General features: G+C 71.3%; 19 protein-coding genes. 11 read left to right on the forward strand and 8 right to left on the reverse strand.

The window, feature by feature from the left end:
* Nucleotides 1-38 precede the first annotated feature (38 nt).
* The gene (locus FHP08_RS11095) at nt 39-872 is read left to right on the forward strand and encodes an NHL repeat-containing protein (RefSeq protein ID WP_147704524.1); all 834 of its coding nucleotides are present in this window, start codon (nt 39-41) and stop codon (nt 870-872) included.
* 42 nt (nt 873-914) lie between these two features.
* Here FHP08_RS11095 and FHP08_RS11100 read toward each other — a convergent pair whose 3' ends face one another.
* Genes FHP08_RS11100 through FHP08_RS11120 form a run of 5 tightly spaced genes read right to left on the reverse strand, consistent with a single transcriptional unit; the run spans nt 915 to nt 5,121 of the window.
* Nucleotides 915-2,219: a TRAP transporter large permease gene (locus tag FHP08_RS11100; RefSeq protein ID WP_147704787.1), complete on the reverse strand. Its 1,305-nt coding sequence runs from the start codon at nt 2,217-2,219 to the stop codon at nt 915-917.
* A complete protein-coding gene (locus FHP08_RS11105) occupies nt 2,219-2,719 on the reverse strand; it encodes a TRAP transporter small permease (RefSeq protein ID WP_147704525.1) in 501 nt (166 codons plus the stop codon). Before FHP08_RS11105 ends, FHP08_RS11100 begins: the two co-directional genes overlap by 1 nt.
* 7 nt (nt 2,720-2,726) lie before the next feature.
* Entirely contained in the window at nt 2,727-3,704 is a 978-nt protein-coding gene (locus FHP08_RS11110; protein ID WP_147704526.1) for a TRAP transporter substrate-binding protein, read from the reverse strand.
* A 44-nt stretch (nt 3,705-3,748) separates the two neighbouring features.
* The gene (locus tag FHP08_RS18450) at nt 3,749-4,384 is read right to left on the reverse strand and encodes a DUF4286 family protein (protein ID WP_187272262.1); all 636 of its coding nucleotides are present in this window, start codon (nt 4,382-4,384) and stop codon (nt 3,749-3,751) included.
* A 26-nt stretch (nt 4,385-4,410) separates the two neighbouring features.
* Nucleotides 4,411-5,121 (reverse strand): TetR/AcrR family transcriptional regulator, encoded by a 711-nt coding sequence (locus FHP08_RS11120; RefSeq protein WP_147704527.1) that lies wholly within the window; start codon nt 5,119-5,121, stop codon nt 4,411-4,413.
* Between the two features lie 56 nt (nt 5,122-5,177).
* On the opposite strand from FHP08_RS11120, the gene FHP08_RS11125 reads away from it, so the two are divergent.
* The 9 genes from FHP08_RS11125 to FHP08_RS11165 all read left to right on the forward strand — a co-directional run bounded on the left by FHP08_RS11125 (nt 5,178) and on the right by FHP08_RS11165 (nt 17,737).
* A complete protein-coding gene (locus FHP08_RS11125) occupies nt 5,178-6,836 on the forward strand; it encodes an AMP-binding protein (RefSeq protein WP_147704528.1) in 1,659 nt (552 codons plus the stop codon).
* Between the two features lie 37 nt (nt 6,837-6,873).
* Nucleotides 6,874-10,194, forward strand: coding sequence for a carboxyl transferase domain-containing protein (locus FHP08_RS11130; protein ID WP_147704529.1), 3,321 nt, complete (start codon nt 6,874-6,876; stop codon nt 10,192-10,194).
* 219 nt (nt 10,195-10,413) lie between these two features.
* Entirely contained in the window at nt 10,414-13,488 is a 3,075-nt protein-coding gene (locus tag FHP08_RS11135) for an ATP-binding protein (RefSeq protein ID WP_147704530.1), read from the forward strand.
* Entirely contained in the window at nt 13,485-13,865 is a 381-nt protein-coding gene (locus FHP08_RS11140) for a response regulator (protein ID WP_147704531.1), read from the forward strand. The genes FHP08_RS11135 and FHP08_RS11140 overlap by 4 nt, the downstream gene beginning before the upstream one ends.
* Nucleotides 13,862-14,323 (forward strand): ATP-binding protein, encoded by a 462-nt coding sequence (locus tag FHP08_RS11145; protein ID WP_187272263.1) that lies wholly within the window; start codon nt 13,862-13,864, stop codon nt 14,321-14,323. Before FHP08_RS11140 ends, FHP08_RS11145 begins: the two co-directional genes overlap by 4 nt.
* 48 nt (nt 14,324-14,371) lie before the next feature.
* The gene (locus FHP08_RS11150; protein ID WP_147704533.1) at nt 14,372-14,713 is read left to right on the forward strand and encodes an STAS domain-containing protein; all 342 of its coding nucleotides are present in this window, start codon (nt 14,372-14,374) and stop codon (nt 14,711-14,713) included.
* Nucleotides 14,714-14,736: 23 nt separating this feature from the next.
* Complete coding sequence (locus FHP08_RS11155; RefSeq protein WP_147704534.1) at nt 14,737-15,609, forward strand: patatin-like phospholipase family protein; 873 nt, start codon at nt 14,737-14,739, stop codon at nt 15,607-15,609.
* Nucleotides 15,606-16,577 carry a patatin-like phospholipase family protein gene (locus FHP08_RS11160; RefSeq protein ID WP_187272264.1) on the forward strand — a complete coding sequence of 324 codons (972 nt, stop codon included), beginning with the start codon at nt 15,606-15,608 and terminating at the stop codon, nt 16,575-16,577. The genes FHP08_RS11155 and FHP08_RS11160 overlap by 4 nt, the downstream gene beginning before the upstream one ends.
* Complete coding sequence (locus tag FHP08_RS11165) at nt 16,574-17,737, forward strand: PP2C family protein-serine/threonine phosphatase (RefSeq protein ID WP_147704536.1); 1,164 nt, start codon at nt 16,574-16,576, stop codon at nt 17,735-17,737. Before FHP08_RS11160 ends, FHP08_RS11165 begins: the two co-directional genes overlap by 4 nt.
* 25 nt (nt 17,738-17,762) lie before the next feature.
* Here the strand turns inward: FHP08_RS11165 and ttcA are convergent, their stop codons facing one another.
* From ttcA to FHP08_RS11180, 3 genes are all read right to left on the reverse strand, one after another.
* Nucleotides 17,763-18,746 carry a tRNA 2-thiocytidine(32) synthetase TtcA gene (gene ttcA / locus FHP08_RS11170; RefSeq protein WP_147704537.1) on the reverse strand — a complete coding sequence of 328 codons (984 nt, stop codon included), beginning with the start codon at nt 18,744-18,746 and terminating at the stop codon, nt 17,763-17,765.
* A complete protein-coding gene (folB, locus tag FHP08_RS11175) occupies nt 18,743-19,120 on the reverse strand; it encodes a dihydroneopterin aldolase (protein ID WP_147704538.1) in 378 nt (125 codons plus the stop codon). The genes ttcA and folB overlap by 4 nt, the downstream gene beginning before the upstream one ends.
* A gap of 76 nt (nt 19,121-19,196) precedes the next feature.
* Nucleotides 19,197-19,973, reverse strand: a complete 777-nt coding sequence (locus FHP08_RS11180; protein WP_147704539.1) for a pteridine reductase — start codon at nt 19,971-19,973, stop codon at nt 19,197-19,199.
* Between the two features lie 52 nt (nt 19,974-20,025).
* On the opposite strand from FHP08_RS11180, the gene FHP08_RS11185 reads away from it, so the two are divergent.
* A complete protein-coding gene (locus FHP08_RS11185) occupies nt 20,026-21,285 on the forward strand; it encodes a class I SAM-dependent methyltransferase (protein ID WP_147704540.1) in 1,260 nt (419 codons plus the stop codon).
* Nucleotides 21,286-21,315: the final 30 nt, after the last annotated feature.

The following is a 21,315-nucleotide window of genomic DNA, read 5'->3' on the forward strand; positions in this document are numbered from 1 at the left end:
CGATTAGGATCGGGCCCTCGAGCATTCCGGAGCAAGACGTGGCGGAGCCCTTCTTCGTGCATGGCGGTGTCGTGAAGTACCGGGTCGTGCGGCCCTGGCAGCAGGCGACCGGCATCTTTCCGGTCAGCCAGATCGCCGTGTCGCCCGACGACAAGGTGTACCTGCTGCGTCGCGAGCGGCCGATGATCATGGTGTTCGATTCTGCAGGCCGGTTCGTCGACACCCTGGACCACCCGCGCCTCGTCAGCGCCCATGGCATCTGCATCGCACCGGATGGACGCCTGCTGGTCTCGACCTACGATGCGCACCAGGTGCTGATCTTCGATCGGGATTATCGGCCGCTCGGCGAGCTCGGGCGCTTCGGCGAGCCGCGCTGGGGCGAGCCCTTCAACAGTCCCACCGGCATCGCGGTCGCCCCCAGCGGCGACATCTATGTCGCCGACGGCTACGGCAACGCGCGGATTCACCGTTTCCGGGCCGACGGGTCCTGGTGCTCGAGCTGGGGCGAACCGGGAGCGGGCCCCGGCGAGTTCAGCACGCCGCACGCGGTGAGCGTGCTGCCCGACGGGCGGGTGCTCGTATGCGATCGGGACAACGACCGGATCCAGGTCTTCGACGCGCAGGGGGGATTCCTGGCCGTCTGGGGACCATTCGTGCGACCGATGGACCTGTGGGTCGATCCTTCGGGGCGGGTGTTCGTCACCGAGCAGACGCCGCGGATCTCGGTCTGCGACACGAGCGGCCGGGTGATCGGGCGGATGCGCGCCTTCGGCGTGTATCCGCACGGCATCGCCGGAGACAGCTCGGGGGGACTCTACGTGGCCGAACAGGGCCCCGAGCACCACGTCACGAAGTACGAGCCCTGCGGCTGACCCGAACCCTGCGGCTCGCCGCGCCGCGGGGCCGGCCGGGGCTCAGCGCGCGATCATCGCCTTGGGCAGCGCCATCACGATGTCCGGGAACACGGTGATCATGATCGTGCCCAGGACCATCACGAGAAAGAACGGAAGACAATACTTCGCGACGAGGAACATGTCCTTGCCGGTCAGGCTCTGCACGACGAAAAGGTTGAAACCGACCGGCGGCGTGATCTGCGCCATCTCGATGACGAAGATCAGGTAGATGCCGAACCAGAGCAGGTCGACGCCGGCCGCCTGGACCGCCGGCAGGATCACCGAGGTGGTCAGCAGGACGATCGAGATGCCGTCGAGGAAGCAACCGAGGACGATGAAGAACAGCGTCAGCGCGACCAGCAGAAGCCAGGCGTCGAGCTTCATCGCGACGATCCAGTCGGCCAGCGCGGCCGGCAGACCGGTGAAGCTCATCGCCGAGGTCAGGTAGGCGGCTCCCAGCAGGATGAAGAAGATCATGCAGGAGGTGCGCACCGCGCCGAGCAGGCTGTCGAGCAGGGTCGCCGGGGTCAGCGAGCCCGACAGCGCGGCGATCAGCAGCGCCCCGACGACGCCGACCGCCGCGGCCTCGGTGGCGGTAGCGATGCCAGCGTAGATCGAGCCGATGACGCCACCGATCAGAAGCAGCACCGGGATCAGCCGGCGCGAGGCGCGCAGCTTCTCGCCGAAGCTCATGCGTGCTTCGGGCGGCGGGATCTTGTCCTTGTTCAGCAGCGACCAGAGGACCAGGTAGCCCGAGAACAGCGCTGCCAGCATGATGCCGGGCAGCACACCGGCGATGAACAGGCGCGCGACCGAGATCTGCGCGGCCACGCCGTACACGATCATGATGATCGACGGAGGAATCAGCAGGCCCAGCGTGCCGGAGCCGGCCAGCGAGCCGAGCGAGATCGACTCCGGGTAGCCGCGCGCCTTCAGCTCGGGCAGCGAGATGCGGCCGATCGTGGCGGCAGTGGCCGCCGAAGAGCCGCTGACGGCGGCGAAGATCGCGCAGCCGAACACGTTCACGTGCATCAGGCGCCCGGGCAGCCTGCCGACCCAGGGTGACAGGCCGGCGAACATGTCGTCGGACAGCCTGGTGCGATAGAGGATCTCGCCCATCCAGATGAACAGCGGCAGCGCGGTCATCGTCCAGCTGGCGCTCGACGACCAGCTGTTCGAGGCGAGGATCGAGCCGGCCGGCGCGCCGGCGAAGAATTCCATTGCCACCAGGCCGACCGCGATCAGCGCCGGGGCGATCCAGACGCCGAGGCCCAGCATCAGGAACAGGATGGCGAGGAGGATGAGGCCGACGGTGATCAGGTCCATCATTCCCCCGAGGCGCCTTCGCCGGTCTCGAAGCCCTGACGGCGAAGCACGCACACCAGCCGTTCGGCGAAGGCCAGCGCGAGCAGCGCCGAGCCGAAGACCATCGACAGCTGCGGAACCCACATCGGCAGCGCGAGCAGGCCCGGCGAAACCTCCTTGAAGGTGTAGCTCTCGAGGACGAAGGCCGCGCAGTACCAGGCGAGGTAAGCGGCGACCGCCAGCGCGATCGCGCTGGCGAGCACCTCGGTTGCGTGACGGAGGTGCTCCGGCAGGAAGCGCAGCGCGGCGGTGACCCGGATGTGCGCGCCGGCGTGCAGCGCGTACGGAAGCCCGAAGAAACCGGAGGCTGCCATCGCCCAGGCGGCGAACTCGTCGGAGTCGGGCACCATGGTGCCGAAGCTTCGGGCAAGGATCTGCGCCAGGATCAGCACGCAGATCAGCACGAGGCTTACTGCCGACAGGTAGCCGGAAAGTCGATAGAGCTTGTGCAGGAGCGCCATGGCCGGGTCAGCGCTTGGCGGCGTCCAGCACGGCCTTGCCGTCGGCGCCGGCCTTCTTCAGCCACTCTTCGGCCATGGTCGCGCCGATCTTGCCGAGCTCGGCCTCGACCGCGGCGGGCGCCGGGCCGACTTCCATGCCGTTCTTCTTCAACGTGGCCACCAGCTCGTCGGTCTTGGCGCGGGCCAGCTCCCAGCCGCGCTTCTCGGCGCGCTCGGCCGCCGCCAGCACCGCCTTCTGGGCGTCGGGCGACAGTTTGGCGAAGGCGCGGGCGTTCACCATGGTGACGTTCTTCGGGATGAAGGCCTTCACGTCGTAGTAGTACTTGGAGAAGTCCCATGCCTGGGTGTCCACGCCGGTGGCCGGCGAGGTGATCATCGCCTCGATCAGGCCGGTGCCGAAGGCCTGCGGCACGTCGCCGGAGTTGACCGTGGCCGGCACCGCGCCCATCAGCTCGGCCAGGCGGGCGGTGGCGGCGTTGTAGGCGCGGAACTTCATGCCCTTGAAGTCGGCCATGCTGGTGACCGGTTTCTTGGTGTAGATGCTCTGCGGCGGCCAGGGCACGCTGTACAGCAGCTTGATGCCCTGCTTCTCGAGGCGGGCGGCGAGTTTCTCGCGGCTGGCCTGCCAGAGCTTCCAGGCGCTGTCGAAGTCGCGCGCCAGCAGCGGCACTGCGTCCACCTCGTAGATCGGGTCCTCGTTGCCGAGGAAGGAGATCAGCATGTCGCCGACCTGGACCTGGCCGGTCTGGACCGCGCGCTTGACCTCCTGGCGCTTGAACAGCACCGAGTTCGAGTGCACCTTGATCTCGACCTCGCCCTTGGTCGCCTTGTTGACGTCCTCGGCGAACTCCCGGGCGGTGACGGTGATGTAGTTGCCGTCGGGCTGTTCGGCCGACAGATTCCAGCGTTCGGCGGCCTGGGCGGTGGTGGCGCACAAGGCCAGCGCGGCCATGGCGGGCAGCGTGTAGCGACGAATCGGGTTCATCAGCGGAGCTCCTTCGGGTTATCGGTTGCGGGATCGTGAAAGGATCAGGCGCCGAGGCGCCAGAGCATCCTGAAGGCGTAGACGCCTTCGGGCGCCACGCCGAGCGCGCCGGCCAGCGCCTGCGCGTGCTCGAGCGCAGCCTCGGGCTGCGTGGCCTCGATGGTCACCATCATATCGGCCGGCGCCGGCGGTGTGTTGGGCGTGACCGGCGAGGACAGCCCCGAGTCCGTGCGCAGCACCGAGCCGCGCACGACGTGATCCTCCCGAACCGCCCGGGAGAGCGCCTCGCGCAGCGTTGCCATGTCCGCGCCGCTCTCGGGGATCACGAACGCGGCCAGGGCGCCGCCCTCGCCGCCCGGCTCGCCGAGCTCGAGCGCGAGCTCGCCGACGCGCCGTTGCGTGCCCCGCATCCGCTCGAAGTTGCGCAGCGACCATTCGGTCTGGTTGGCGAAGGCCTTGCGATAGGGCTCGCTGCGAAAGACGTCGAGGGTGTCGGTGTAGTACAGCGCGAGCCAGGGGCGCGGGCACTCGCCGAGCGCCTGGAAGCGGCGGGCCGACTGGAAGCCGGGGATCGCGACGCGCTCCTGCATGTGCTCGCGGTCGTACCAGCGGTTGAAGTCGAGCTCCCAGGCGGGGTCGACGTCGGTCCAGATGCAGAGCTGGGCGCGGGGCTGGGTCATGGTGGAAAGAACCTGTCTGGAGTGGATCAACGACGCCTATTATCAGGCCGGAGGCCAGGCCGGAGTCCGACCGCCCGCACGGCGATTCGAGTGAGCTGGGCCACGATCTCGTCCGGGCCGAATCGGCCGGCCGGACGGTACCACGCGTGCAGAAAACCCGGGATGCCGGCGACGGCCAGCGCAGTGACCTTGGCGTCGTCGAAGTCGGCCTGGCCGTCGCGGCGAGCCTGCTCCAGCAGCGAGGCGGTCTTCGCGTAGAAGCCGTCGGCCAGGCGCCTGGCGGCCTTGCGATAGCCGGCGCCGTAGACCTGCGGCTCGCGGTAGGGCAGCGTGGCGGCCGGGTGGTGCGCCACGGTGGCGCGAATCAGCTTCTCCAGGCCCTCGGCCAGCTTGAGGTGGGCGGGCCTCGGGTCGGCCGGGTCGAAGTCCATCGCGGTCAGGCACTCCACGGTGGGCCGCCAGGAGATGGCCTCGAACAGCTCGAGCTTGTCGCGGAAATAGTAGTAGACGAAGGGCTTGGTCACGCCCAGCTCGCGCGCGATCAGCGCGATGGTGGTGCTGGCGTAGCCGTGCTCGAAGAAGAGCCGGGCGGCCACGGCCATGATGCGCTCGCGCTTCTCGTCGGTGCCGGCGGTGGCGAAGGCCTGGCGGCCGGTGGCCGCGCCCGGCGCAGGGGCGCGCGACCGCCCGGCGTGCGGCGCGGCGTGGTCGACAGCGGATGACCCGGTTCTACTCATCGGTAGAATTGTGGCATCCTTTGACCGACGCATCCAATCCCCGGCGGAGACCTGCGATGACTGGCACTGGCGCCCCCAAGCCGCTGCACGAACACCTGCGCGATCACGCCCGCGCGCGGCCTGCCCACCCGGCGGTGCTCTGGTACGGCGCGGCCTTGAGCTATGGCGAACTCGACCGGCTGAGCGACGGCTTCGCCGCGCGGCTCGCCGAGCTGGGCGTGCGCAAGGGCGAGCCGGTGGCGCTGTTCATGCAGAACTGTCCGCAGTACCTGATCGCGCACTACGGCATCCAGAAGCTCGGCGCGATCGTCTGCCCCTGCGGGCCGCTCAACAAGGAACACGAGCTGCGGTACCAGCTCGACGACCTGGGCGCGCGGGTGATCGTGGCGGCGGCGCCGCTGATGCCGGTGGTCGACAAGGTGCGGTCGGCGACCGCGCTGGAGCACGTGTTCGTGGTGCGCTACGCGGACCTGCTGCCGGAGCTCCCGTCGATGGACCTGCCTGAGGAGCTCGCGCAGGAGCGCTCGGAACTCGCGCAGGAGCTCGCGCAGCGGGGCGCGGTCCCCTCGCGGCCGACCGCGATCCTGGAAGGCGCCGAGGACTTCCTCGCGGCCGCGCGCAGCGGCGCGGTGCCGCCGGCGGTCGGGGTGGCCATGGACGACGTCGCGCTGATGACCTACACCTCGGGCACCACCGGCCTGCCCAAGGGCGCGATGCTGAGCTTCGGCAACGCGCTCTACAAGACCGAGGTGTCCTGCGACATCTACCGTGTGGGCGCCGGCGACACGATGCTGGCGATCGCGCCGCTCTACCACATCGCTGGCATGCTGATGGGCGTGAACATGACCGTGTACGCGGGCGCCACCACCGTGCTTTTCCATCGTTTCGACCCGAAGGCCGTGCTGCAGGCGATCGCCCGCCATCGCGTGACCTGGTGGTACAGCATCGCGCCGATGAACGTGGCCGCGATGCAGGTGCCGGGCGCTAAGGATTTCGACCTGGCCAGCCTCGAGATGAACCCGGTGACCAGCTTCGGGATCGCGTTCACCGAGGCGCTGGCGGGCCAATGGCGCGAGTTCGCGCCCAACTGCCTGAGCTACGAGGCGGCCTACGGCCTGTCCGAGACGCACACGATGGACACGGCGATGCCGCCCGACGCGATCCGCTGGGGCACCCACGGCAAGCCGGTGCCCGGCAACGAAGTGCGCATCGTCGATCCGGACAGCGGCCGCGAGATGCCGGCCGGCGAACCGGGCGAGATCACCATCCGCGGGCGCGGCGTGTTCAAGGGCTACTGGAAGAAGCCCGAGGCCACCGCCAAGACCCTGCGCGACGGCTGGGTCCACACCGGCGACATGGGGCGGGTGGACGCCGACGGCTACCTCACCTTCATGGGCCGCTTCAAGGAGATGATCAAGGTCTCCGGCTACAGCGTGTTCCCGGAAGAGGTGGAGTCGATCCTGATCCGGCATCCGGCGATCGCGCAGGCCGGCGTGATCGGCGTGCCCGATCCCGAGAAGGGCGAGATCGTGAAGGCCTTCGTGGTGCTGAAGCCGGGCCTGCCCGAGGCCGGCCGGCCCAGCGAGTCGGACATCGTTGCCTGGGCGCGCGAGAACATGGCGGTGTACAAGGCGCCGCGCCGGGTGGCCTTCCGCGACTCGCTGCCGGCCACCGGCGCCGGCAAGATGCTGCGCCGCCTGCTGAAGGAAGATTGATGCCGACATGCGGCCGACGCCGAAGGACGACCCTCGCGTGAACAAGCTCCTGATTGCCAACCGCGGCGAGATCGCGCTGCGCATCCTGCGCGCCGCGCGCGACCTGGGCATCGCCACGGTGGCGATCCATTCGCGCGACGACGCCGCGCTGCCGCACCTGGAACTCGCCGACGAGCGGGTGGCGCTCGACGCGAGCGGGCCGGGCGCCTACCTGGACATCGCGGCGATCGTCGACGCGGCCTCGCGCACCGGCTGCGACGCGGTCCACCCCGGCTACGGCTTCCTGAGCGAACGGCCGGAGTTCGCGGCGGCCTGCGCGCGCGCCGGGCTGGTCTTCGTGGGCCCCACGGTGGCCCAGCTGGAGCTCTTCGGGGACAAGGCGGCGGCGATCGATCACGCCCGCCAGTGCGGCGTGCCGGTCATGCCGTCGACGCGCGGCGGGGCCACGCTGGCCGAGATCGAGGCCTTCTTCGATGTCCGGCCCGACATCGTGATCAAGGCGGTCGGCGGCGGCGGCGGGCGCGGGATGCGCGCGGTCACCTCGCGCGAGGCGCTGGCCGAGGCCTACGCGCGCTGCACCTCGGAGGCGCGCGCGGCCTTCGGGCTCGACGCGGTCTATGCCGAGCGACTGATCGCGCGGGCCCGTCACGTAGAGGTCCAGGTGGTCGGCGACGGGCACGCAGCGATCGCGCTGGGCGAGCGCGACTGCACGCTCCAGCGCCGCTTCCAGAAGCTGGTCGAGATCGCGCCCAGCCCGGCGCTGTCGCCGGCGCTGCGCGAGCGGATCGTCGAGGCGGCGCTGCGCATGGCGCGCGAGGCCGGCTATCGCAGCCTGGGCACCTTCGAGTTCCTGGTGGACGAGGGGCCCGACCCGGAGCTGCCCTTCGTGTTCATCGAGGCCAACCCGCGCCTTCAGGTCGAGCACACGATCACCGAGGCGGTCACCGGGGTCGACCTGGTGGCGGTGCAACTCGGCATCGCGGCCGGCCGCTCGCTGCGCGAGGTCGGGCTCGATCCGATGCGCCCGCCGCGGCCCGAGGGATTCGCCATCCAGTTCCGGATCAACGCCGAGACGCTCGACGCGCAGGGCCTGGCGCGGCCTGCGGCCGGGCGCCTCGATCGCTTCGACCTGCCCTCCGGTCCCGGCGTGCGGGTGGACACCCACGGGCGCCCCGGCTACGCGCCCTCGCCCAACTTCGACACGTTGCTCGCCAAGCTGATCGTGTCGGCGCGCGGCGACTTCGCCGAGGCCCTGAGGCGCGGGCAGCGGGCGCTGGCCGAGACGCGGATCGCGGGCATCGCCACCAACCTGCACCTGCTGCGCGCGCTGGCCGAGCGCGAGGAGTTCGCCACGCAGGCGGTGCACACTCGGCACGTGGAGTCCATCCTGGCGCCGCTGCTGGCGCGTGCGGCCGAGCTCGAAGCGCAGGACCGCGCGGGCGCGCAGGCGGCTGCCGCGAGCGCGTCTTCGGCTCACGCGAACGCGCTGCAGGCCGCCGGGCCCTCGCGCGGACCGGCCGAGGAGGCCGTGCCGGAGGGCCTGCATGCGGTCCGCGCGCCGATGGCCGGCAGGCTGGTCGACCTGGCGGTGGCCGTGGGCGGCACGGTGCGCGCCGGCCAGACGGTGGCGGTGCTCGAAGCGATGAAGATGGAGCACACGGTCCAGACCGGCGCGACCGGCCGGGTCGTCGCGCTGCGCGCGCAGGCCGGCGACCAGGTCCTGGAGGCGCAGCCGCTGGCGGTGATCGAGGCTGCCGGCGTCGACCAGGCAGGCGAGGCGGCCGGGCACGCCGGCGACCCGCGCGCCATCCGCCCGGACCTGCAGCGGCTGATCGAGCGCCACGCCCTCACCCTCGATGCGGCCCGTCCCGAGGCCGTGGCCCGTCGTCACGCGAAGGGCCTGCGCACCGCGCGCGAGAACATCGCCGACCTGTGCGACCCGGGCTCCTTCGTGGAGTACGGCGCGCTTGCCGTGGCGGCCCAGACCCGTCGCCGCAGCATGGAGGACCTGGCCGCGAACACGCCGGCCGACGGCATGGTCACCGGCATCGGCAGCGTCAACCGGGAGCGCTTCGGCGCCGAACGGTCGCGCTGCGTGGTCATGGCCTACGACTTCACCGTGCTGGCCGGCACCCAGGGCTTTCGCAACCATGCCAAGACCGACCGGATGCTCGAGCTGGCGGCCCGGCAGCGCCTGCCGGTGGTGCTGTTCGGGGAAGGCGGCGGCGGGCGGCCAGGCGATGTCGACATGCCGGTGGTGGCCGGGCTCGACCTGAGCACCTTCGGCGCCTTCGCGGCGCTGAGCGGCCAGGTGCCGGTGGTCGCCATCGTGGCGGGCCGCTGTTTCGCCGGCAACGCCGCGCTGGTGGGCTGCGCCGACGCGATCATCGCGACCCGCGACAGCAACCTCGGGATGGGCGGGCCGGCCATGATCGAGGGCGGCGGCCTGGGCGCGTTCCGGCCGGAGGAGATCGGGCCGAGCCCGGTGCAGCACGCCAACGGCGTGATCGACATCCTGGTCGACGACGAAGCGCAGGCGGTGGCCGCCGCCAGGCACTACCTGTCGATGTTCCAGGGCCGCATCGACGCCTGGCAGGCGCCGGACCAGGAGGCCCTGCGCGGCGTGGTGCCCGAGAACCGTCTGCGGGTCTACGACACGCGGGCCGCGGTGCGGGGGCTGGTCGACGAAGGCTCGCTGCTGTGGCTGCGAACCGGCTTCGGCGCCGGCATCCACACCGCGCTGGCGCGCATCGAGGGCCGGCCGGTGGGCGTGCTGGCCAACAATCCGCTGCATCTGTCCGGCGCGATCGACGCCGACGCCGCCGACAAGGCGGCGCGCTTCGTCCAGCTGTGCGATGCGCACGGCCTGCCGATCGTCTCGCTGGTCGACACGCCGGGCTTCATGGTGGGACCCGAGATCGAGACCCGTGCCCAGGTCCGGCACGTGAGCCGGATGTTCGTGGCGGCCGCCAAGCTGCGGGTGCCGTACTTCGCGGTGGTGCTGCGCAAGGGCTACGGCCTGGGCGCGATGGCCATGGCCGCCGGCGGCTTCCATGCGCCGGCCTTCACCGTGGCCTGGCCTACCGGCGAGTTCGGCGGCATGGGCCTGGAGGGTGCGGTGCGGCTGGGCTTTCGCAAGGAGCTCGAGGCGGCGCCCGAGGGCCCGGAGCGCGAGGCGCTGTACCGCGAACTGGTGGCCAGTCAGTACGAGAAGGGCTCGGCGGTCAGCACCGCGGTGCACCTCGAGATCGACGCGGTCATCGATCCCGCCGTCACGCGGAGCTGGCTGGCGCGGGGGCTCGAGTCGGCATCGGCGGCTCCGCTGCCGCCGCGGCGCGGCTTCGTCGACACCTGGTGAAGGCCGCCCGAAAGCCGCGCCCTGTGCGAGAAGACGCGAGAAAGGCCGGAAAGTCCGAAAAGGAGTTTGACGGGCGCAGCGCCCGGCGGTACAAGTGACAGCCTGCTGGCGCGCTTGCCGGCCACGCCCGAGGCCAGGAGTCCGGCAACGAGGCATCCTGGCCAGAAGAAGAACGAAGCTGGCGAAGATTCCCGCAGAATCCAGTTCAAGGGGGACAGGATGAGCACTGTCGGTGCCGCCCGCACGGGGGCGCGACAGCCACCAGTCGCGGCGCGCCGCAAGGTCCATCCGATCGTCGAGCTCGACTACCCGGTGCGGATCATGGCGCACCTGGCCATCTTCGTCGTGGTGAGCTCGGTCTACATCGGCCGGCCGACGCCGACCTGGGTCTGGGCGGTGACCGGCTTCTACCTGCTCGCCTGGTCGCACATCGGCTACCAGATCGCGTGCCGCAGCCCGGACTCCAAGGGAGCCGAACTGCGCAACCTGCTGGTCGACTCGCTGATGACCGGCCTGATCACCGCGCTGAGCGGCTTCAGCGTCTGGGCCGGCGTCACGATGTTCGCGTCGGTCAACGCCACCAACCTCAGCGTGGGCGGCGCCAGGCACGCGGTCAACGGCGTCGGCTGGTCGGTGGTCGGGATGGGGCTGGGCGGCGTGGCGACCGGCTTTCGCTTCGAGCCCGACTCGTCGATGCTCACGACCGCGTTGTCGGGCATCGGCGTCGTGCTGTTCACTGCGGTGTTCGGCTGGCGCTCGTACGTCGAGGCGCGCCGGGCGCAACGCGCCAAGCGCGAGGCGCTGGAGCGCCGCACCGAGCTCGAGGAGCAGAAACGGGTGCTCGAGGCCACCTACGACCTGGCCGAGACCGAGCGGGTCGAGGCCGAGCGCGCGCGCGAGCTGGCCGAGTCGGCCAACCGCGCCAAGAGCGCCTTCCTGGCCAACATGAGCCACGAGCTGCGCACGCCGTTGAACGCGATCATCGGCTACAGTGAAATGGTCCAGGAGGACCTCGGCGAGCAGGCCGATGCCGCGCTGCTCGACGACCTGAAGAAGATCCAGGGCGCCGGCAAGCACCTGCTCGGGCTGATCAACGACGTGCTCGACCTGGCCAAGATCGAGGCCGGCAAGATCGACCTGGTCGTGGACCAGTTCAGCCCCGGGCTGGTGATCCAGGAGGTCTGCGCGACCGCGCTGCCGCTGATACGCAAGCAGGGCAACCGACTCGAGACGGAGGTGCCCGAGGACCTCGGCACCATCACCGGCGACAGCATCCGCCTGCGGCAGGTGCTGCTGAACCTGCTGTCGAACGCCGGCAAGTTCACCCATGACGGTACCGTCACCGTGCGCGCGACCCGGACGGCGGGCAGGGACGGCGCCGAGCTGCTGAGGATCGAGGTCGCCGACACGGGAATCGGGATGACCGACGAGCAGCGGGCCATGCTCTTTCGCCCCTTCACGCAGGCCGACTCGACGACCACGCGCAAGTACGGCGGCACCGGGCTGGGCCTGGCGATCAGCAAGCGGCTGTGCGAGCTGATGGGCGGCGGGATCGAGGTGCAGAGCGAGCTCGGCCGCGGCACGCGCTTCATCGTGACCTCGCCGGTCTCGGCGAAGCGCCCGGCGGCCCCCGGCGAGGCGCCGGCCCGCGCCGCCGCGCAGGCCGGTACGCCGGGCTCGGCCACCCCCGGGGCTGCGCCGGCCCGGGCGGGCGGCGCGCAAGCGGCCCAGGGGCGCACGGGCGACGGGCAGGCCGCGGACGGCTGGCGCTTCACCGAAGAGGGCTACCGGATCCTCGCCGAAAGCGCCAGCGCGCCGCTGGTGTTCCGGCTGCCCGCGCACGGCGCGCATCCCGAAGTCAACCTGGCGACCGCGCGCATCCTCGGCTACGACTCGCCCGACGACATGCGCGAGCACGTGACCGACCTGTCGCGCCAGCTGTTCGCCGATCCGGCCCAGCTGGCCGACCTGCGATCGCGGCTGATGCGCGATGGCGCGGTCGCCGACTTCGACTGCCAGGCCCGGCGCAAGGACGGCGAGCTGATCTGGCTGTCTCTCGACGCCCGCGCGGTGCGCGACCCCCGCGGCCGGGTCAGCCACTTCGAGGGCTTCGCGAAGGACGTCACCCGCATGAAGCATTCCGAGATGGAGCTGCTGCGGGCCCGACGCTCGGCAGAGCAGAACGCGTCGGCGGTGCGCGGCCTCATCGACAACGCACCGGTCTTCCTGCTGATCGTGCGCATCGCGGACGGCGTGATCCTCGAGTGCAACCCGCGCTGCGAGGAGCTGTTCCGCTGCACGGTCGCCTCGTTGATCGGCAAGTCGGTGCACCACCTGTACTACGCCGAGGCGGTCGACCGCGAGCGCTTCCTCGGCACGCTGTCGCGCCAGGGACGGGTGCGCCGGCTCGAGATCGAGTTCCAGCGCGCCGACGGCACGCGCTTCCCGGGCTGGATCTCGGCCGAGTACCTGGGCTACGCCGGCGAGAAGACGGTCATCGCCTGCATCGAGGACCTGAGTCCGCTGGTCGGCGGCGCCGCGGCCACGGAGCGGACGATCGACGCGCGCCTCGCCTTCCTGTCGAAGACCGGCTACGAGCTTCGCACGCCGCTGAACGCGATCATCGGCTACAGCGAGCTGCTGAACGAGGAGCTCGACCAGGCCTCGCTGCGGCAGCGCCGGCACGACCTGTCGGCGATCCGGGCGGCGGGCCTGCAGATGCGCGACACGCTCGACACGATGATCGCGCTGGCGCGATTCCACGACATGCGCGACGAGCGCGCGGCGCTCGAGCGGCTGGACCTCGGCCGGATCCTGCGCGATCTCGGCGCCCTGGCGAAGCCGGTGGTCGAGCGCAACGGCAACGTCCTCGACGTTCGCGCCGAGATCGGCGAGGGCGCGTGGCTGGGCGACGCGCCGAAACTGAAGCAGGTGCTGGTGAACCTGCTGCTGAACGCCGGACGGCGCTCGCGCAACGGCCGGGTGTCCCTGTCGGCGAAGGTCGACGGCGACTGGCTGGCGTTCGAGGTCGTGGATTCCGGCCCGGGGCTGGCCGACGAGCAGCTGGCGATGCTGGCCCTGCCGCTGGACGTGGCGCAGGAGCTGGCCTCGCTCGATCCCGCCACGCCCAGCCTGGGCCTGCGGGTCAGCCGCCGGCTGTGCGCGATGATGGGCGGCGAGCTGAAGGCCGAGAACGTGCCGGGGAACGGGGCACGCTTCGCCGTGCGGATCCCCGTCCGCATGTCCGCCGGAGGGCAGGCGCCGCGCGCCGCGGCGGGAGAACCACGATCATGACGACCATCCTTCTCGTCGAGGACAACGAGCTCAACCGCGACATGCTCTCGCGCCGTCTTGCGCGGCAGGGCTACCAGGTGGTGCAGGCGGTCGACGGCGGCGAAGCGATCGCGCGCGCGCACGACTCGGCGCCCGACCTGATCCTGATGGACCTGAGCCTGCCGGTGATCGACGGATGGGAAGCGACCCGCAGGCTGAAAGCCGACCAGGCGACCCGGCGCATCCCGGTGATCGCGCTGACCGCCCACGCGATGGCCGGCGACCGCGAGCAGGCGATGGCGGCCGGCTGCGACGATTTCGACACCAAGCCGGTCGAGCTGTCGCGGTTGCTGGAGAAGATCGCGGCGCTGCTCGGCCTGAGCGGAGCGGGCGGGTGAGCGCGGCGACGACACGGCGGCGGATCGTGCGCAACCTGAGCTGCCAGGCGGTGCGCGCCAGCCTGCCCGAACTGCTCGGCTTCGCGATCGAGGTCGCCAGCGAGGCGGGCCTCGACGAGCAGACGGCCCATGCGGTGCGGCTGGCGGTCGAGGAGGCCTGCGTCAACGTGATCGAGCATGGCTATGCGGACATGCCCCCAGGGCCGATCGAGCTGACGATCGCCGGGGATCCCGGCGGCGTGAGGGTGGAGATCGCCGACCGGGCGCGGCCTTTCGCGCCCGACGCCGCGCCGGTCCCGGACCTGCAGGCAGCCGTCGAGGACAGGCCGATGGGCGGGCTGGGCTGGCTCCTGATCCGCGAGTTGATGGACGAAGTCCGCCACGCCCCCCGGGAAGGCGGCGGCAACCGGCTCACGATGATCCGTCGCTTCAGGCCGTCGGACTCGAACCGGCACTGAGCGCAGAACCGAAAGAATCACTAAAACGACAAAGCGAGGAAACCGCAGATGCAGATCCAGATGAGGACCGTCGAGCACGTCACGGTCGTCGAAATCGCGGGCAGCGTGGACAGCCTGACCGCCGAGACCCTGACCGGCGCGATGTCCGACGCGCTCGGCAACGACCGCTTCAGGCTGGTGGCCGACCTGCGCCAGGTCGAGTACATCAGCAGCGCGGGCCTGCGGGCCCTGCTCGCAACGGTGAAGGATGCGCGCCGGCGCGGCGGCGACCTGCGGCTGGCCGGCGTGTCGCCGCCGGTGCTCAGGGTGCTCGAGATCTCGGGTTTCACCAGCATCCTGAACCTGTTCCCCGACGTCGACGGCGCGGTCGTCAGCTTCGACGCCGCCTGAGCCCCCACGATCCGGAGTCGGACATGAGCGTCAATCGGAAGCGCGTCGCGCTGGTCATCGGTTCGGGCAGCGTCAAGTGCGCCGCCGCGATCGGCATCCAGAAGGTGCTTGCGCGCGAGGGCATCGCGATCGACATGCTGGTCGGCTGCAGCGCGGGCTCGATCTACGCCGGGCTGATGGCGGCCGGCCACGCCGGCGACGACGCCGCCCGGATCACCACCGAGCTGTGGACGAAGGAGATCACCGGCAAGCGGAACACGATGGCGATGCTGCGCGCGATCGCGCCGCGCATGCTCGGCTTCCGCACCGAGGGCTTCGGCCTGCGCGACGACGCGCTGATCATGCAGCGGCTGAGGCGGGTCTTCGGCGACGCCCGCATCGAGGACCTTCAGTTGCCGCTGCACGTGACCGCCACCGACTTCGCCAACGGCGAGCTGGTGGTGCTGTCGAAAGGCAGCCTGGTCGACGCGATCCGCGCCAGCGTGGCCCTGCCCTTCGCTTTCACGCCGTGGCGCGTCGGCGACCGGCTGCTGGTGGACGGCTACCTGGCCGACCCGCTGCCGATCAGCGTGGCGATGAAGAACGGCGCCGACGTGATCATCGCGCTGGGCTTCGAGAGCCCCTTCCAGGAATCGGTGAAGTCGGCCGGGCGATTCGCCTTCCAGCTCAGCGCGATCATGTCGAACAACCTGCTGAAGTCGCGCTTCGCGTTCCACAGCCTCGCGCATCACAGCGAGGTGATCGCGATCATCCCGGAGTTCCGCGAGCGCGTCCGGCTGTTCGACACCGGCAAGATCGGCTACATCATCGACGAGGGCCAGCGCGCCGCCGAGGAGCAGCTGCCCTACCTGCGCCAGCTGCTGGCGAGCGAGGCCGCGGCGGGAGCGCGCGGGTGAGCGAAACGCCTGCTTCCGGGGCGGGCGCGCGCCGGCCCCGGGTCGCGGTCGTGATCGGCTCGGGCGGCCTGAAGTGCGCGGCGGCCCTGGGCTCGATCCGGGTGCTGCGCGATGCCGGCGTGCCGATCGACCTGGCGGTCGGCTGCAGCGGCGGGAGCCTGTGCGCGGTGTGGCTGGCGCGCGGCGCGGAAGCCGCGGATCGCCAGGCCGAGCGCTTCGTGGCCAGCCTGCACGGCATGTTCCAGTCGCTCGACTACCGGGCGGTGCCGCGCGCGCTGCTGCCGCGCGCATTCGGCTTCGGCCCGGAGTTCGCGCTGCTCGACGATCGCAAGGTGAACGCTGCAATCCGTGACTTCGTCGGCGACTCCGAGTTCGGCGACCTGGGCCTGCCGCTGCGGATCGTGGCCACCGACTTCCAGAGCGGCGACCAGGTCGTGCTGTCGAGCGGAAGCCTGGCCGACGCGCTGCGGGCCAGCATCGCGATCCCGATGGTGCTGCCGCCGTGGCGGGTCGACGGCCGCCTGCTGACCGACGGCGGCGCCTGCGATCCGCTGCCGGTCGACGTGGCGATGCGCGAGGGCGCCGACGTGATCGTGGCGATCGGCTTCGAGGAGTCGCCGCAGACCGAGGTCGGGAACCTGATGCAGCTCGTGCTGCATCTGAAGACCACCACGGTCAACCACCTGCTGCGCTCGCAGCTCGCCTTCTACAGCGTGGCCCACCATGCCGAGGTGATCCCGATGATCCCGGACCTGGACCGGCGGATCAGGCTCGCCGACGCGGACCAGATCGGCTACCTGATCGAGCAGGGCGAGCTCGCGGCGCGGCGCGAGCTCCCCTACCTGAGGCGGCTGCTGGGCCTTTCCGAGGGGGCCGGCCGCGGCGGGGGCGGCGCGCGGGAGGGTGCGGGCGAGCAGGACGCGCCGTGCCGCCGGGGCGACGCGGACGTGGGTGCGGCGGCCACATGAACGGATTCGCGCCCGGGCAGGCGGCCCGGCTGCTGGTGGTCGACGACAACCCGACGAACTGCGAGCTGCTGGCGCGCCGCCTGGCCCGGCTCGGTCACGAGGTGGCGATCGCCGAGGACGGCGTGCGGGCCCTCGAGGCCTTGCGCGAGGCCGACTACGACCTGGTCCTGCTCGACATCACGATGCCGGGCATGGACGGCTACCAGGTGCTCGAGACGATGAGGGCCGACGAGGCGCTGTGCCACGTTCCCGTGGTCATGGTGTCGGCGATCGACGAGAGCGAGAGCGTGGTGCGCTGTCTGGAGCTGGGCGCCGACGACTACCTGCCCAAGCCTTTCGACCCGGCGGTGCTGCGCGCGCGGGTCGAGTCGTCGCTCGCGCGCAAGCGCCTGCGCGACGCCGAGCGCCGCCAGTTTCAGGCGATCGAGCGCGAGCTCGAGATCGGCAGGCAGATCCAGGCGGGCTTCCTGCCCGACCAGATTCCGCGCCTCGACGGCTGGGACCTCGGCGCGCGCTTCCTGCCGGCGCGGCAGGTGGCTGGCGACTTCTACGATCTCTTTCCGGTCGGGCATGGCGGCGTCGCCCTGGTGGTGGCCGATGTCTGCGACAAGGGGGTCGGCGCCGCCTTGTACATGGCGCTGTTCCGCAGCCTGATCCGCGCGATCGCGACCCAGCAGGACGACGTCGACGCGCGTGCCACGCTGGCGCGAACCGTGCGCGCGACCAGCGACTACATCGCCACCGTCCACGGCAGCGCGAACATGTTCGCGACGGCCTTCGTGGCGGCGCTCGAGCCGCGCAGCGGCGAGCTCGTGTACGTGAACGCCGGGCATGACGCGCCCCTGCTCGCGCGCGCCGGCGGCGCGATCGATCGGCTCGGGCCGACCGGTCCGGCGCTCGGGCTGATGCCGGGGCAGCGCTTCGAGGTCGCATCCAGCCGCATCGGGCCGGGCGAGCTCCTGATGGCCTACACCGACGGCGTCACCGACGCCGGCAGTGCCGCGGCGCCTTTCGGCGAGGCGGGAATCCTGGCCCGGATCGCACGGCGGCAGGGGTCCGTCGATGCCCTGCTCGACGAGATCGTGGCCGGGCTCGGGGCGCTCGGCAGCGAGCGCTCCGACGACGTGACGATGCTGGCGGTGCGGCGGCTGCCGGGCTGAGGCGCGCCGGTTCCCGCGCCGTGCCTCAGGCCGGCCTGCGGCGAACCAGCTCGACCACCGAGGTCTCGCCTTCGTGCCGGGCGGCGGGCGTGGCCTCGAACTCCGGGCTCACGTCGAAGGCGATGTCGCCGTCTTCCACCGGGGCGCCGGTGGCCTGCAGGCCCGTGAAGTCGAACAGCCCGCGGTCCATCAGGTGCGAAGGCGTGACCCGCGACAGCGCGGCGAAGATGTTGTCGACCCGACCCGGGAAGCGCTTTTCCCACTCCCGCATCAGCTGCTTGATCTCGCGCCGCTTCAGGTTCTCCTGCGAGCCGCACAGGTTGCAGGGAATGATCGGGAACTCGCGCCACTGCGCGTAGGCCTCCAGGTCGTGTTCCTCGACGTAGGCCAGCGGCCGGATCACGATGTGGCGGCCGTCGTCGGAGACGAGCTTGGGCGGCATGCCCTTGAGCTTGCCGCCGAAGAACATGTTCAGGAAGAAGGTCTCGAGGATGTCGTCGCGGTGATGGCCCAATGCGATCTTCGTGGCGCCGAGTTCGTCGGCCACCCGGTACAGGATGCCTCGGCGCAGCCGCGAGCACAGCGAGCACATCGTGCGCCCTTCGGGGATCACCCGGGTGACGATCGAGTAGGTGTCCTGGTTCTCGATGTGGAAGGGCACGCCGAGCTTGCGCAGGTAGTCGGGCAGCACGTGCTCGGGGAAGCCCGGCTGCTTCTGGTCGAGGTTGACCGCGACGATCTCGAAGGAGATCGGCGCGCGTTCGCGCAGCGTGAGCAGCAGGTCGAGCAGGCCGTAGCTGTCCTTGCCGCCGGACAGGCAGACCATGACCTTGTCGCCGTCCTCGATCATGCCGAAGTCGCCGATCGCCTGGCCGGTGAGCCGAAGCAGCCGCTTGTGCAGCTTGTTTCGCTCGTAGGCGAGCTTCTCGAGCCTGCGCGCGGACGGCGCGGCGTCGGCGTGTGGCGCCGCGGCGGCGTTCGCGCCGGCGCCGGGAAGAAGGCTGCTCACGGATGCCTCCAGACTTCGACGCGCACCGCCTTCGCGCGCGGCAGCGGCTGCGGCTTGGTGACCGAGACCTTCAGCGCGCGCAGGCCGGGCAGCCGGGCGATCTCGTCGGCCAGCTCGCCGCACAGGGTCTCGACCAGCTTGAAGCGGCGGTCGCCGACCACGCGCTCGATGGTCTCGACCACGCGCTCGTAGTTGACGGTCTCGGCCAGCTCGTCGCGGCGCGAGATCTTCGTGGCGTGCGGCACGTACATCTCGACCTCGACGACGATCGGCCGCTTGCGGGCCTGCTCGTGCTCGTAGACGCCGAGGAAGCAGTCGATCTCGACGTCCTGCACCAGCAGGCGGTAGCAGTCGTGGAAGCTGTCTTGCATCATGTACCCGGTCCGGTGGGCGCGCTCTCGTGGGTTCGCTTTCGTCGGCTCGCGCGTGCGGGATGGCGGAGGCGGCCGGTCAGCGCGAGACCAGGCTGGCGCCGCCGTCCACGGCGAGCGCGTGTCCGGTGACGTAGCGGTTGCCGCGCAGCAGGAACTCGACCGCGCGGGCGATGTCCTCGCCGGTGCCCAGGCGCGCCAGCGGAATCGCGGCCTCGGTCGCGCGGCGCTCGGCCTCGGTGAAGATGCCGTCCTCCGGCCAGTCGAGCGAGCCGGGCGACACCGCGTTCACGCGCACCGCCGGCGCGAGCTCCAGCGCCAGCGCCCGGGTCAGCGCGACGATGCCGGCCTTGGCCGCCGAGTAGACCGAGAACTCGCGCAGCGGGCGCTCGGTGTGCACGTCGCACAGGTTGACGATCGCGCCGCCGGCCGCGCGCAGCCAGGGCGCAGCGGCCTGGCTGCAGAACAGCGCCGCCTTCAGGTTGCCGTCGACCAGATCGTGCCAGGCGGCCTCGTCGATCGTGCCCAGCGGGGTGCGGCGAAAGCTCGAGGCATTGTTGACGAGCGCGTCGAGCCGGCCGCCGCGCCAGGCGGCAGCGCGCTCGATCAGCGCCGCGCAATCGGCCGCGCGCGACAGGTCGGCCCCGATCGCGATGGCCGACCCTGCCCGGGCCCGGTTCAGCGTTTCGACGAGATCCGTTGCCTCTTCGGACGAACTGCGATAGTGAACGACCACATCGTAGCCCCCCGCATGCAGGTGCGAGGCGATCGCCGCGCCGATCCTGCGGGCGGCGCCGGTGACCAGGGCCACGGGGCGCGCTGCGGGGCTGTCCGCGATGGAGGGGCTGTCGGTCATGGGGGCGGTGTTCGGTGAACAGGCCAGTTTAAATCATCTAGACTGCCGGCCCATGCGCCCCGCCCCCAGCCTGCCCCTGCCCGACGAGGATCAGCTCGCGACCTCGCGCCGGCTCTCCGAAGTCATTGCCGAGGCGATCCGCGCGGCCGGCGGCTGGATCGGCTTCGACGCCTTCATGGCGCGCGCCCTCTACGAGCCGGGGCTCGGCTACTACTCGGGCGGCAGCCGCAAGTTCGGCGAGGCCGGGGACTTCGTGACCGCGCCGCTGATCTCGCCCCTGTTCGGCCGCTGCGTGGCGGCGCAGCTGGCGCAATGGTTCGGTCAGGGGGCGCCCGAAGCGGTCTACGAGTTCGGCGCCGGCACCGGCGCGCTGGCGGCCACGGTCCTGGAGGCCCTGGCCGAGGCGGGGCATGGCCGCGTTCGTTACCGGATCGTGGAGTTGTCGGGCGAGTTGCGCGCGCGCCAGCGCGAGACGCTGGCTGCCAGCGCGCCTGCGATGCTCGGCCGGGTGGAGTGGCTCGATGCGCTGCCCGAGCGAATCGAGGGCGTGGTGCTCGGCAACGAGCTGCTCGACGCGATGCCGGTCCGCTTGTTCGGGCTGGCCGGCGGTCAGGTGGTCGAGCGGGGGGTGGTGCTGGCGCCGGACAGTGCGGCGGGCGCGCCGGCCGGACCCGGCATGCCGGACGATCCGGCCACGGGCCGCGTTGAGGCGCCGCGCTTCGCGTTCGCCGACCGGCCCGCCGATTCCGGCTTCGAGCGCGCGGTGCGCGCCGCGCTCGACGAGGCTGGCTGGGCCGCACAGGGCGGCTGGCCCGGGGGCTACCGCTCCGAGCTCGGCGAGCAGGCCGCCGCCTGGATCGCCTCGGTAGGCGCCCGGCTGGCGCGCGGCGCGGTGCTGCTGATCGACTACGGCTTTCCGCGCGCCGAGTACTACCACCCTCAGCGCGCCCAGGGCACGCTGATGTGCCACTACCGCCACCGGTCCCACGACGACCCGCTGTGGCTGCCGGGTCTGCAGGATCTCACCGCCCACGTGGATTTCTCGGCGATGGACGCCGCCGCCCGCGCCGCGCGGCTGGACTCGCTGGGCTACGCCTCGCAGGCGAGCTTCCTGTTCGGCTGCGGCCTGCCGGAGCTCGCGATGCGGGTCTCGCCCGAGGATGCGGGCGCCTGGGCCCGCCAGGCGGCCGCGCTGCAGAAGCTGGTGTCCGAGGCCGAGATGGGCGAGTTGTTCAAGGCCATTGCCTGGGGCCGCGGCCTGCCCGACGAGGCGATCGGCTTCGCGCGGGGCGATCGGCGCGGCGCGCTGTAGCGGTCGATTGAACTGCGGGCGGCCGATTGA

The organism is Zeimonas arvi (assembly GCF_008039575.1).
Lineage (GTDB): Bacteria > Pseudomonadota > Gammaproteobacteria > Burkholderiales > Burkholderiaceae_E > Zeimonas > Zeimonas arvi.